The organism is Nonomuraea sp. NPDC003754, assembly GCF_053605785.1.
Genome location: NZ_JBSGJX010000016.1, coordinates 89,840 through 102,533, shown reverse-complemented (window position 1 = coordinate 102,533; position 12,694 = coordinate 89,840). Strand labels below are relative to the sequence as shown.

The 12,694-nt window shown below is 69.7% G+C and carries 12 protein-coding genes and 1 tRNA gene; 4 read left to right on the top strand and 9 right to left on the bottom strand.

Annotated features, from left to right (window positions below; translation table 11 throughout):
- Nucleotides 1-122 precede the first annotated feature (122 nt).
- Nucleotides 123-1,280 carry a branched-chain amino acid ABC transporter substrate-binding protein gene (locus tag ACWEVS_RS21235; RefSeq protein ID WP_449920887.1) on the bottom strand — a complete coding sequence of 386 codons (1,158 nt, stop codon included), beginning with the start codon at nucleotides 1,278-1,280 and terminating at the stop codon, nucleotides 123-125.
- Nucleotides 1,281-1,641: 361 nt separating this feature from the next.
- Nucleotides 1,642-2,208: an ANTAR domain-containing response regulator gene (locus ACWEVS_RS21230; protein ID WP_452415717.1), complete on the bottom strand. Its 567-nt coding sequence runs from the start codon at nucleotides 2,206-2,208 to the stop codon at nucleotides 1,642-1,644.
- 126 nt (nucleotides 2,209-2,334) lie between these two features.
- Here ACWEVS_RS21230 and ACWEVS_RS21225 point away from each other — a divergent pair.
- A tRNA-Leu gene (locus ACWEVS_RS21225) sits at nucleotides 2,335-2,410 on the top strand.
- Between the two features lie 79 nt (nucleotides 2,411-2,489).
- Entirely contained in the window at nucleotides 2,490-2,804 is a 315-nt protein-coding gene (locus ACWEVS_RS21220; RefSeq protein WP_452552900.1) for a helix-turn-helix domain-containing protein, read from the top strand.
- On the opposite strand, the gene ACWEVS_RS21215 is transcribed toward ACWEVS_RS21220, so the two are convergent.
- The gene (locus ACWEVS_RS21215; protein WP_452552997.1) at nucleotides 2,686-3,072 is read right to left on the bottom strand and encodes a siderophore-interacting protein; all 387 of its coding nucleotides are present in this window, start codon (nucleotides 3,070-3,072) and stop codon (nucleotides 2,686-2,688) included. The genes ACWEVS_RS21220 and ACWEVS_RS21215 overlap by 119 nt on opposite strands.
- Before the next feature lie 47 nt (nucleotides 3,073-3,119).
- Entirely contained in the window at nucleotides 3,120-3,281 is a 162-nt protein-coding gene (locus ACWEVS_RS21210) for a hypothetical protein (RefSeq protein WP_452552999.1), read from the bottom strand.
- Nucleotides 3,282-3,440: 159 nt separating this feature from the next.
- Between ACWEVS_RS21210 and ACWEVS_RS21205 the strand changes: the two genes are divergently transcribed.
- Nucleotides 3,441-3,860 carry a pyridoxamine 5'-phosphate oxidase family protein gene (locus tag ACWEVS_RS21205; protein ID WP_354910478.1) on the top strand — a complete coding sequence of 140 codons (420 nt, stop codon included), beginning with the start codon at nucleotides 3,441-3,443 and terminating at the stop codon, nucleotides 3,858-3,860.
- Nucleotides 3,861-3,881: 21 nt separating this feature from the next.
- Nucleotides 3,882-4,847 carry a 2,3,4,5-tetrahydropyridine-2,6-dicarboxylate N-succinyltransferase gene (gene dapD / locus ACWEVS_RS21200; protein WP_449920896.1) on the top strand — a complete coding sequence of 322 codons (966 nt, stop codon included), beginning with the start codon at nucleotides 3,882-3,884 and terminating at the stop codon, nucleotides 4,845-4,847.
- Between the two features lie 49 nt (nucleotides 4,848-4,896).
- On the opposite strand, the gene ACWEVS_RS21195 is transcribed toward dapD, so the two are convergent.
- The 5 genes from ACWEVS_RS21195 to ACWEVS_RS21175 all read right to left on the bottom strand — a co-directional run bounded on the left by ACWEVS_RS21195 (nucleotide 4,897) and on the right by ACWEVS_RS21175 (nucleotide 12,691).
- Nucleotides 4,897-5,301, bottom strand: coding sequence for a hypothetical protein (locus tag ACWEVS_RS21195; protein ID WP_452552898.1), 405 nt, complete (start codon nucleotides 5,299-5,301; stop codon nucleotides 4,897-4,899).
- Between the two features lie 109 nt (nucleotides 5,302-5,410).
- A complete protein-coding gene (pyk, locus tag ACWEVS_RS21190) occupies nucleotides 5,411-6,841 on the bottom strand; it encodes a pyruvate kinase (protein ID WP_354910472.1) in 1,431 nt (476 codons plus the stop codon).
- A gap of 35 nt (nucleotides 6,842-6,876) precedes the next feature.
- Nucleotides 6,877-7,314 (bottom strand): DUF2784 domain-containing protein, encoded by a 438-nt coding sequence (locus ACWEVS_RS21185; protein WP_452552896.1) that lies wholly within the window; start codon nucleotides 7,312-7,314, stop codon nucleotides 6,877-6,879.
- Nucleotides 7,315-8,415: 1,101 nt separating this feature from the next.
- Nucleotides 8,416-10,188, bottom strand: a complete 1,773-nt coding sequence (locus ACWEVS_RS21180; protein WP_452552894.1) for a S8 family peptidase — start codon at nucleotides 10,186-10,188, stop codon at nucleotides 8,416-8,418.
- A 1,051-nt stretch (nucleotides 10,189-11,239) separates the two neighbouring features.
- Nucleotides 11,240-12,691 (bottom strand): glutamate synthase subunit beta, encoded by a 1,452-nt coding sequence (locus tag ACWEVS_RS21175; protein ID WP_452552893.1) that lies wholly within the window; start codon nucleotides 12,689-12,691, stop codon nucleotides 11,240-11,242.
- Nucleotides 12,692-12,694 lie beyond the last annotated feature (3 nt).

The following is a 12,694-nucleotide window of genomic DNA, read 5'->3' as shown; positions in this document are numbered from 1 at the left end:
AGGCGAGGGTTCTCCAGCACTGCCGGTAGCGAATGCGCGAAAGGAGCGGGACCGCTCGCGGCGATCCCGCTCCCCGCGTTCATCAGCTACCCGATCTCACCTGAGAGACAGGCGGGAGACCGTTACCCGAGCTTGGCCTCGGAAGCCTTGCCGAGCAGGCTGATGTTGCCACCCTTGACCTGGTACATGTAAATGTCCTTGGCCACGACCTCACCATTGGACTCGAACTTCACCTGCTTGGAAACGCCGGGGAAGTCGACCGTCTGGATGAAGGTGTTGATGTCCTCGGGCGTCACCTTGCCGGCCTTGACGGCCTCGATGAAGACCGAGGCGGCATCGAAGCCCTCGGTGGCGTAGATGGCGGGGTCGGCGCTGTAGGCGGCCTTGTAGTCGGCCGCGAACTTCTTGACCTTCTCGTCGGTCACGTCAGGCGTGGCGATGTAGCAGGGGCAGCCCACGAGCGCACCCTCGGCGTTGGCCGCGCCGGCGCCCTCGATGAGACCCTTGTCCAGCGAACCGTCGCCGCTGAAGAACTTGGCGTCCTTCACACCCTTGTCACGCAGCTGCTTGAGCAGCGGACCTGCCGCCGCGTAGTAGCCGCCGAAGAAGATGGCGTCGGGCTTGCCCGCGGCCACCTTGTTGACCACCGAGGAGAAGTCGCTCTCCGCCGGGTCGAGCGAGTCGTCGGTGACGGTCACGCCCTTGGACTTCAGCTGCGCGCGGACAGCGTCGGCCAGCGGCTTGCCGTACTCGGACTTGTCGTCGATCACGAAGACGTTCTTGGCCGCGGCGGCGCCGGCGATGAAGTCGGCGATGCCGGGACCCTGCACGCTGTCGTTCGGCAGCACGCGGTGCCAGTACTTCCAGCCGTTCTGTGCCAGCGCGGCGTTGGTCGCCGAAGCCGAGACACTCGGAATCTTGGCCTCTTCAAGCACCGGGGCCACCTGGGCGGACTCACCGGAGAACGCGGGGCCGACCAGAGCCACGATCTTGTCGGTCTTGATGGCCTGCTGGGCGAGGCCGACCGCCTTGGTGGCGTCAGCCTGGCTGTCGTACTCCACCATCTCGATCTTGACCTTGGGGTTGGTCGCGTTGTACTGGTCGATGGCCAGCTTCGCGCCGTTCCTGGGCGGGATCACGATGCCCGCGTTGGAGCCAGTCAGGTCGCCCATGAAGCCAATCTTGACAGTGGTGGGCGCCGCTTCACCGCCACCAGTGGGCGCTCCCGCGGGAGCGTCGGAGCCGCCGCCGCACGCAGCGAGACCGAGCGTGAGAGCCATACCAACGGCAAGCGCGCCGCCGAAGCGAGCAATCTTTGGCCGCAAGGCTGCCTTCCTTTCGCCTGATCCTTTGTCAGGACCGGAATCACAGAGTCATACCCATGCTGGGCTGACCCAGGGGGGTTGTGACGGTTAGTACAGCCAGGAGATGTCACGGGTTGGTACAGCGAACAGCCTCGTTACCGCTTCGTTATTACACCGATCCTTTACGGCTACCGCAGCGAATTGAAAGGTCAAACAACCTCAAAGGAACGTTCCACAGTATGAAACGACCAGTAGACACTTCCGCACATCAGAGGGCATGCTGATGTGAAATCGGCCGGCGGATGACGCTGTGGCGGTCGGGAATCCGGCCGATTCCTCACCCCTGCTTGGCGGCGTCGTCCACGACGATCTGCGCCACCTCGCGCATGCTCAGCCGGCGGTCCATCGAGGCCTTCTGGATCCACCTGAACGCCTGGGGCTCGCTCCAGCCGTGCTGGGCCATCAGCAGACCCTTGGCCCGCTCGACGAGCTTGCGGGTCTCCAGCCGGCCCGACAGCGACGACACCTCGGCCGCCAGCGCCACCATCTCCTCGTGCCTGCTGACCGCCATCTCGATCGCCGGCACGAGGTCGGCCTTGGTGAACGGCTTGACCAGGTAGGCCATGGCGCCCGCGTCACGCGCCCGCTCCACCAGGTCACGCTGGGAGAAGGCGGTGAGGATGAGGCAGGGCGCGACCCTGTCGGCCACGATCCGCTCGGCGGCGGAGATGCCGTCGAGGATGGGCATCTTCACATCGAGGATCACCAGGTCGGGACGGAGCTCGGTGGCCAGCTTGATCGCGTGCTCGCCGTCACCGGCCTCGCCCACGACGACGTAGCCGTCCTCCTGGAGCATCTCCTTGAGGTCGAGGCGGATCAGCGCCTCGTCTTCCGCGATCACCACTCGCCGCTGCGTACTCACGAGCAGAAGCCTACCGACGTCCGCTAGATTAGATCCACGCTGGCGTCCGGGGCTGATCCACCGCTGTGGGTAGACTCTGGACAGCAGAACCGGACAAGTCCGAAAAATGCCCCGATATCCCAATGGCAGAGGAAATGGTCTCAAACACCATCGAGTGTGGGTTCGAATCCCACTCGGGGCACCATCACCGCCGACCCTCCGATCCCGCCCCTCCGTAGAGCCACCATCCCGAAACTGTCGGTGACGGTTGCCATGCTGGCGGCATGCACCCTCGCGACACCGTGGACCGCGCACTCTCCCTGTCCGCCCAGGGCGTGAGCGACAGGGAGGTGGCCGCGCGATGCGGCGTCTCCGTCGGCGCCGTCAGGAAGTGGCGCACGGGCGAGCGGCGGGCCCGCGACGAGGCCGACCGACGGCGGCGCCGCGACTGCCCGCGATGTCACGACCGCCCGATGGACGTCACGGCCTACGCCCAGCCAGGTAGGCGACGCCGGGCGCGTCGGGCAGGTCCAGCGCCGCCACCGCCTTCACCAGCGTCTCGGAGCCGGCCGCGGGGGCGCCGCTCCTGCACACCCTGACCAGGTCGCGCGGCAGGTCGAGATGGTCGCCGCCCTCCTCGGCCTCCACCGCGCCGAAGACCGCCGCGTCCGCCGGTACGGCACGCAGCATCGCCCCGAACGCCACCGCGGCCGTCTCCTCCCCCGCGAACAGGTGGTACGGCGCGCCCTGCCGTACGGTGAGCTTGCCTTCGGGTTTGGTGAAGGCGACCTCCTGGCCGGGGCGGGCGGTCCTGACCCAGGTGGCGCCGGGCGCGTCGGCGCCGTGGTCGTAGCCGATCAGGTCGATGCACTCCCATGTGGGGTCGTGCTGCCAGACGGCGTACGTGCGCAGCGTCAGCGGGGCGTCGACGAGGACGCGGACGTGTTGTCCCGGTGTCCAGGCCAGGCCGGCCCGGCGATCCTGAGCCTGCGCATCCTGGGGGCGACCTGTTCGGCTGCCACGATCTCACCGGTGACGAACAGCCGGGAACGCAGCGCGCGGGTGATGGTGTTCACGGCACCCCTCTCCGATATATCTGTACTATTCAGCGACTATATCGCGACATATCGCGCTGGGCACGGGGTTCTGCGCCCCGAGATGTCGGCGGCGGCTCGGTTGGGATCGCGCTGGGCGGGGATGTTCTCCATCGACGTGATCACTGGAGGGGGGCAGGGATGACGCTGACCGTGTCGGACCGTGAGGCGTTCCTGGCAGAACCGCACATCGGGGCGCTGGCCGTACATGAGGAGGAAGGGCGCGGGCCGCTGGCCGTGCCGGTCTGGTACCACTACACGCCCGGCGGCGAGGTGGCGTTCCTGACCGACGGCGACTCCCGCAAAGCCGCGCTGATCACCAAGGCGGGGCGGTTCACCATGCTCGCCCAGCGGATGATCCCCACCTACCGCTACGTCTCGGTCGAGGGCCCCGTCATCTCCGCCAACCCGACGACCGTGGAGGAGATGGCCAAGATCGCCGCGCGCTACCTGCACGAGGACGCCGTCGAGGGCTACGTCGCCCAGTCGAACCTCTCGGCGCTCGTGACCTTCCACATGCGTCCCGAGCGCTGGCTGTCAGCTGACCTGGGCACCATCTGACGCTCCGGTATTTTGTGCCATGTGACTGCTATCGATCCCACCAGCACCGGCGCGTACGGCGTCGGGCTTGCCACGATTGCCGCCGACGGCACGGTTCTCGACACCTGGTTCCCCGCCCCCGCGTTGGGTGAGCCGCCCTCCGTGGGCACGCGGCGCCTGTCCGCCGAGGAGGCCGGCGACCTCGCCGCGCTGACCGGCAGGGACGACGCCCGTGGGGTCGAGGTGGTCGCCGTGCGCACCGGCATCGCCAAGCTGTCGGAGGCACCCGCCGACGCCCACGACGCCTACCTGCGCCTGCACCTGCTGTCGGCCCGACTGGTCCGCCCGCACGGGCTGAACCTGGACGGCGTGTTCGGCAAGCTGGCCAATGTCGTGTGGACCAACCACGGCCCGTGCGCCGTCGACGGCTTCGAGCAGACCAGGGTACGGCTGCGCGCCAAGGGCACGGTGACCGTCTACGGCGTGGACAAGTTCCCGCGGATGGTCGACTACGTGGTGCCGTCCGGGGTGCGCGTGGCCGACGCCGACCGGGTACGGCTCGGCGCCCACCTGGCCAGCGGCACCACGGTCATGCACGAGGGCTTCGTGAACTTCAACGCCGGAACGCTCGGCGCGTCGATGGTCGAAGGGCGGATCTCGGCCGGCGTCGTGGTCGGCGACGGCTCCGACGTCGGCGGCGGCGCCTCGATCATGGGCACCCTGTCCGGCGGCGGCAAGGAAGTCATCTCGATCGGCGAGCGCTGCCTGCTCGGCGCGAACGCGGGCATCGGGATCTCGCTCGGCGACGACTGCGTGGTGGAGGCCGGGCTGTACGTCACGGCCGGCACCAAGGTGGCCCTCCCCGACGGGCGCGTGGTGAAGGGCAAGGAGCTGTCCGGCTCGAGCGGGCTGCTGCTGCGCAGGAACTCGCAGACGGGAGCGGTGGAGGCGGTTCCGCGCACCGGAACGGGCATCGAGCTGAACGCGGCCCTGCACGCCAACGACTGACCCCGGACCCTTCTGTGTCGCCGACCGGAGTCATGGCCGGTCGGCGACGTCAGTCGAACAACTCGTCCACGGTGGTGACGTCGAACGCCCGGTCGATCCACGCGTCCGCGAGATCGGGATCGTGGCAGGCGAGGATCCGCTCCCGCGCCTGCTCCGAGACGACGAGCTTCCGCCTGGCGAGGATCTTCAGGATGGCCTCGGCCTTCCCTTCAATCTTCCCTTCGGCCTGATACTTCCGAGCGAAGTCGCTCTTGTACTCGTACGTTCCCACAGCCATCAATTCCTCCAGATGCTTGCGGGCGGCCTCCGGCAGCGCCGAGACCAGGTAGTTCAAGGGTGAGACCCATGGCGGATTATCGATATTGCCTTCGAGGAAGGCGTGAGGCACCGCGGGAGAGCGACAGCACACTCCTGAGGAGCGCGCCTGCGCGGCGGCTCCCCGGAGGATGCGCATCCGGGGAGACACAGCCGAGGGCGCCGGGCGGGCGACCGTACCGCTCGCCTGGGGTCCGCCCGTCCCGTCTGGATCGGGACGGCACGGGCGCCGGGTGAAGGGCGTGCTGTCAGTGGGCGTGGGAGACGGCGGAGCCGATCGTGTGGACGCGCAGCGCGTTCGTCGAGCCGGGCGTGCCGGGAGGCGAACCCGCGACGATGACGACCTTGTCGCCCTTCTCCAGCCGGCCGGTTGACAGCAGGGACGCCTCCACCTGCCTGACCATGTCGTCGGTGTGGTGCACGAACGGCACCTGGAACGTCTCCACCCCCCACGTCAGCGACAGCTGTCCGCGCACGTGGGGCGCGGAGGTGAAGGCCAGCAGCGGGATCGGCGAACGGTAGCGGGCCAGGCGGCGCGCGGTCTCGCCGGACATCGTGAACGCGACCAGCGCCTTCGCCCCGACGATCGCGCCGACCTCGGCCGCGGCGCGGGCGATGGCGCCGCCGGTGGTCTCGGGGAGACGGTCGAGGCTGTGGGTGGCGCGCAGCGACGACTTCTCCGCGGCGCAGGCGATGCGGTCCATGGTGGCGACGGACTCGACGGGGAAGCTCCCGACCGAGGTCTCGCCGGACAGCATGACCGCGTCGGCGCCGTCCATGACGGCGTAGGCGACGTCGGAGGCCTCGGCGCGGGTGGGACGCGGGGCGTTCATCATCGAGTCGAGCATCTGGGTGGCCACGATGACCGGGCGGGCCTTCTCGCGGCACAGCTCGATGATGCGCTTCTGGACGATCGGCACCTCTTCGAGAGGCAGCTCGACGCCGAGGTCGCCCCGGGCGACCATGATGCCGTCGAACGCCTCGACGATCTCGGGCAGCCGCTCGACGGCCTGCGGCTTCTCGATCTTGGCGAGCAGCGGGAGCCGTACGGCCTCCTGCTCCATGATGTTGCGGACCACGTCGGCGTCGGAGGGGCGGCGCACGAACGACAGGGCGATCATGTCGAACCCGGTGCGCAGCGCCCAGCGCAGGTCGGCCTCGTCCTTGTCGGTGAGGGCGGGGGCGCTGACGTTGACGCCCGGCAGGTTGAGCCCCTTGTTGTCGGAGATCATGCCGCCGATGACGACGCGGGTGGTGACGCGCGGGCCGTCGACGCGGGTGACCTCCAGGACCACGCGCCCGTCGTCGACGAGGATCGTGTCGCCGGGCCGCACGTCGTTCGGCAGGCCCTTGTAGGTCGTGGAGACCTGCTCGCGGTCGCCGGGGACCTCCTCGGTGGTGACGGTGAACACGTCACCGAAGCCCAGACGCACCGGGCCTTCCTCGAACTTGCCCACCCGGATCTTGGGGCCCTGCAGGTCGGCGAGCACGCCTACACCGCGGCCGAGGTCGGCCGCCACCTCCCGCACGCGGTCGAAGACCTCTTTGTGCAGCTCGTGGGAGCCGTGGCTGAGGTTGAAGCGGGCGACGTCCATGCCGGCGCCGATCAGCTCGCGGAGCCGGTCGGGCGTGGAGGTGGCAGGACCGAGGGTACAGACGATTTTCGCGCGACGAGTCACGTGTCCTACCTTAATTGGTACAGACCACTTGGCAGTCACGCGCGGGAGAAATCCCGGTGACGACGTCTCCACAGGTACCCGACCCAGGAGATAACTACAAGGACGGCCACGCCGAGCCGTACGAGATTGGTGTATTGCTCCGGATAGATGACGCCCTCGATGTAGTGGTCGATGAACCCGGACGGCGGCAGCCCCGCCATCCCGGCCCGGCGCCGCCCCCAGTCCTCGGCGACGGTCAGCGGGCACTCGACGCCGGTGATGATCGACAGCACTCCCCAGCCGGCGACCGCCAGGTGCGCCCAGATGGAGCGCGGCCACCGCCACGCGAGGAAGCCGCCCACCGCCAGGTAGGCGAGGAACAGGAAGTGCGTGGTCATCGCGGCGTCCGCGACCAGCCGGTACAGCATGCCGTCCAGTACGGTCCTGTCCAGCAGCGTCCCGTCCGGTAGCGTCCCATCCAGTACGGCAAGCACGAGATAGCTCCTCCGTGGTCACCGGCTGACGTCTGCCCGGTCGACGCCACTCGGGCGCGACGGCGGGCCGCCGTCACATCACCCGCCGATCGCCTGGCCGTGCGCCGAACGAACCACGGACTGCCTGGCCCGTGTGCCGACCGCCCGCGATCCGCCACGCCGGAGAGTCCACCGGTGTCGCGGTCCACGGGGCTGACCGCTCGCGAGCCGTCGAGCCGGGGCCCGCGATCCGGAGACCCCCGACCGAGGGGCGCCGGGGCGCGTGACCACGGGGCAGCCGGACCACGGACCGAATGAATCCGCAGCCCACCGGTCCAGGTGCCGCCGACCCCACGGACTTGCCAGGCCGCCGGACCACGGACCGCCGAACCCACGGACCCCGGACCACGTAACCCGCGAACCACCTAACCCACGATCCACGGACCGCCGGACCGAGGACCGCCGGACCTACGGACCTACGGACCACGTAACCCACGATCCACGGACCGCCGGACGGAGGGCCGCCGGTCCACCGAGCCGCTGATCCACCGGACCGTGCGACCACCGGGACCGCGCCCAGGAGACCACCGAGCCGCCAAACGATCGGACGCCGAGCCATCCAGCCGCCAGCCCACCAGCCGTCAGGCCTCAGGCCTCAGGCCGCCGGACTACCGGACTTTCCATCGGACCGGCAAACCGCCGAACCGAAGGGGCCCGAATCTGCCGAGCCGACAGATCGCCAAGCCGCCAAGCCGTCAGGCTGCCAAGCCACCAAGCCGCCAGATCGCCAAGCCGCCGAGGTCCCCGGGCTGTCGGGTCGCCGAGCCGCCGAGATCGCCGGATCGCCGAGGTCACCGGTCCGCCGGATCACGGGACCGCGACCCAGGAGACCGCGACCGTAAAGACGTCAGGTCGGAAACCGAACCCTTACCTCATGTTCTACCTCGCCGGCCCGCCTCGCGCCCCGTCTGTGCCAGATCAGATCCGCGCCCGTTTCAAGACGCGATCGTCTTCCCCAGCGCGAGCGTCTTCCAACGCGCGAGCGTCTTCCAACGCGCGAGCGTCATCCAAGGCGCGAGGTTCATCCAGGGCAGCGAGCTTCATCCAGGGCGCGAGCGCCTTTCAGGGCGCGATCGTCGCCGCCTTGTAGGCGTTGACGACGCCCCTGCCGTAGAACCCGTTCTTCGCCGTGTCGCCCTCGCAGACGTGGGTCTCTGTCTGCCCGAAGTACTTGTACTGGAAGGCGCGCGGCGACGGGCACGGCTTCGGTGTCGCGCTCGAGTACATCAGTCGCTCGACCGAGGCCGCGTCCATGGTCACCCCGCCGGGGCCCGGCCGGCCGAAGCGGCTGATGAGGATCGCGGCGACGCCGGTGGCGTGTGGCGCGGCCATCGAGGTGCCGTCCAGGTACTGGTAGTAGGCGCACCTGCCGTCGTGGCAGTCACGGACGACCTCCGCGGTCTTGGGCATGCCCGCCGCGTCGATCTTGTTCGTCGCGCGCATCGCGGCGGTAGGTGCCGCGGCCAGGATGGACCTGGTGGGCGAGATGCCGCCGCCGTCGAGCGAGTCGCCGCCGGGCGCGGACAGGTCGGTCTGCTCGATGCCGTAGTCGGAGTAGACCGCCTTGCGTCCCGACGGGCCGAGCGCGGCGATGGAGATGACGCCGTTCGACTCGACCGGCACGTTCAGGCAGGTGTTGTCAATCGTGCGGGACCGCTGGGAGTCCTTGGGGTAGTTGGGGCTCTTGTCGTCCGTGCGTGGGTGGCCCAGATCGGTGGAGCCGTTGCCGAGAGCGGCGATCACCGTGACGCCCTTGCTGCGGGCGTAGTCGATGGCGCGCTGCATACCGGTGATGATGGCGCGCTGCTCCGTCCGCTCGCGCTGGCTGTCGGCCTTGTTGTTCGGACAGTTGAACATCCACGGGTCGAGGTAGTAGCTCATGTTCACCACGTCGACGCCGGCGTCGGCGGCGTAGGTGAGCGCGTCGAGGCTGGGCTTGAGGAAGAACATGCCGGAGTCCTGGCCCGCCCGCAGGTTGAGCAGCTGCACGTTGGGGGCGACGCCCGCGATGCCCTTGCCGTTGATCGGGGAGCCGATGGTGCTGGCGACGTGGGTGCCGTGCCCGTCGTCGTCGACGTCGACGGGGTCCTTGCAGCTCTTGACCTCGCAGGGTCCGTCGAGGGGCTGGCCCTTGGGGTCCTTGGGCCGGTCGGTGACGAAGTTGCGGCTGAGCTCGCGGTTGAAGTTGGGGGCGATGTCGGGGTGTTTGCCGTCGATGCCGGTGTCTATGACGCCGACGAGCACCTTCTTGTCGCCGGGCGCGATCGCGTTGGCACGGTCGGCACCGATCATCTTCATGTCCCACTGGCGGGAGGCCAGCGGTTCGGCGGCCCGGGTGCCGGGCGCTCTCATGTCCGGCATGACAGAGGCGCGGGCCGACAGGGGCCGGGCGGGGAGGGCGGAGGCGTCGGCGCGTCCGGCTGCCATCCCGGCCTGTCCCGGGTGGAGGGCGGCCCACTGGTCCCGGGCGGAGACGTCGGCGCGCCCCGCTTCGGGGTGGAGGGCGGCCCATCGGTCCTGGGCGGCGGCCGAGGCGAAGCCGATCGGGCGGTCGCTGGAGACTCCCACGATCGCCGCGTCACGGGCGAGCGTGTCGACGAACGCGCCTTCGGTTCCCTTCACCACCACGTATCCGAGCTTGGGCTCGACCGACACGGCACGGCCGCCGTGGGCGGCGATCGCGGCGACGGCCTGGGCCTGCCTGCCCGCGGCGTAGAAGACGAGGTAGTCGGCGTCAGCGGAGGAGACCGGCCGCGCGAGCGTGGCGGCGGTGGTACATGCGGTCACCGACATCGCCATCGCCGCCGCGAGAAGTCCCAAGGTGATACGCCGCATAGAAACCCCCGTTTTCGGTCGCCGCATACGAGGGGAGCATCTTGTCGAGACCATTCCCCGTCTGCAACTTATTCACCCCTTTGTGTGCTTTATCGCGATCTTTGCCGCATGTTGGTCACGTACGCCAGCGCGCCACGCCGCCAAGGCGTACAGAACCTGCCGGCGCCGTGGAAGGGCCACGCCGGTGAACGGCGCCGCCCTGACGACGCGACCTGCCGGACCAGGCACCGTGGACGGCGTGACAGGCACTGAACGGCACCGTCTGGACGACGCGGCCTGCCGCCAGCCACGGATGCCACTGAACGGCACCAGGTCAGGCGTCATGGACGGGATCGCACACCACTGCACGGTACCGCCGGGGAGATACGCCACGACCTGCGGTGGCACTCGACGCGCACAGATGGAGCCCCGCCACGGCCCGCGCCGGCCAGCCACGCCGCCGGGATGCACATCACCTGCTGGAGCATGCGACGGACCGGCGCACACCGGCGGCCACCATGGTGGGCGCGGCCAAACCACGCCGCCAGGGATGTGCGCGAGCGGGCGCCAGGAGCGTTCCGGTGGTTCTGCGGCACCAGGCGTCATAACAGGCACACACCGGCGAACGGCCCCGCCAGGGGCGCACAGAACCCGCCAGAGCAGACGCCATGGGACGGGCCGCACGACGGTCAACGCCGCCAGGGTCGCACACAACCCCGCCAGAGCAGACGCATGGACCGACACACACCGACAAACCGCATCGCCAGAGGGCACAGTTGCGCCTCCGCCGGCGGGTCGCACACAACCCCGCCAGAACAGATCGCCATGGGACGGGGCCGCACGGGGGCAGAGCCGCCGGGGCCGCACCGGGCTGTCGGAGCAGGTCAGGCGGGGTTTGCGATCCCCGAAGAAAGCGGGCTGCCGATCATCGCCGTGGTGTGCGCCGGACGATCCGGCCAAGGCCGCGCCGGCCACCGCGATGGCGAGGGCGGCGGCGCAGCGCCATACGGAAGGCGACGAGAACGCCCGCCCGGGAAGCCCGGGCGGGCGTTCGTCGTTCACCTCGGCCGCGTCACACCAGCGGGCGCGCCGTCGGCAGGATCGGGTACGGCAGCGCCGTCTCGCCGGTCAGGAAGCGGTCCACGCCGGACGCGGCCGCCCGCCCCTCGGCGATGGCCCACACGATGAGCGACTGGCCGCGTCCCATGTCCCCGGCGACGAACACGCCGTCGACGTTGGTCATGTAGGTCTTGTCGCGTGCCACGTTGCCCCTGGCGTCGTAGTCCACGCCGAGGTCCTGCAGCAGCGCCCCCTTCTCGGGGCCGACGAAGCCCATCGACAGGGTGACCAGCTCGGCGGGGATCTCCCGCTCGGTGCCGGGGATCGGCTTGAAGCCTGCCTGCGGCCCCTCGACCTCGACCAGGCGCAGTGCCCTGACGTTGCCGTCGGCGTCGCCGACGAACTCGGTCGTGGAGACCGCGTAGACCCGTCCGCCGTCCGCGTCGGCCAGCTCCTCGTGGGCGCTCTCCATCTTGAACAGGATGGGGAACGTCGGCCAGGGCTGCGAGCCGGGCCGCGCGGCGGGCGGCTGGGGCATGATCTCCAGCTGGGTCACCGAGACGGCCCCCTGGCGGATCGCGGTGCCGATGCAGTCGGCTCCGGTGTCGCCGCCGCCGATCACCACGACGTGCTTGCCGCGGGCGTTGATCGGGGAGTCGTCGAAGTCCCTGTTGGCCGGCGGGAGGTACTCCATCGCCTGGTGGACGCCCTTGAGGTCGCGTCCGGCGACCGGCAGGTCGCGCCAGGCGGTGGCGCCGCCCGACAGCACGATCGCGTGGAACTCCTCGCGCAGCTGGGCGGCGGTGATGTCGACGCCGACGTTCACCGAGGTCCTGAACTCGGTGCCCTCGGCGCGCATCTGCTCCAGGCGCCGGTCGATGTGGCGCTTCTCCATCTTGAACTCGGGGATGCCGTAGCGCAGCAGCCCGCCGACGGCGTCGGCCCGCTCGAAGACCACGACGTCGTGGCCGGCGCGGGTGAGCTGCTGGGCGGCGGCCAGGCCCGCGGGGCCCGAGCCGACGACCGCGACCTTCTTGCCGGTCTTCACGGCGGGGGGCTGCGGCGTCACCCACCCCTCGGTGAAGGCGCGGTCGATGATCTCGACCTCGACCCGCTTGATCGCCACGGGGTCGGAGTTGATGCCGAGCACGCAGGCCGCCTCGCACGGTGCGGGGCAGAGCCTGCCGGTGAACTCGGGGAAGTTGTTGGTGGCGTGCAGCCGCTCGATCGCCTCACGCCAGTCGTGGCGGTAGACGAGGTCGTTCCACTCGGGGACGAGGTTGCCGAGCGGGCAGCCGTTGTGGCAGAACGGGATGCCGCAGTCCATGCAGCGGGCGGCCTGCTTGGTCAGCTTCGGCGCGGGGAAGTCCTCGTAGACTTCCCGCCAGTCGCGGATGCGGACGTCGACGGGACGGCGCGCCGGCAGCTCCCGGTCGTGCGTGAGGAAACCCTTGGGGTCGGCCATGGT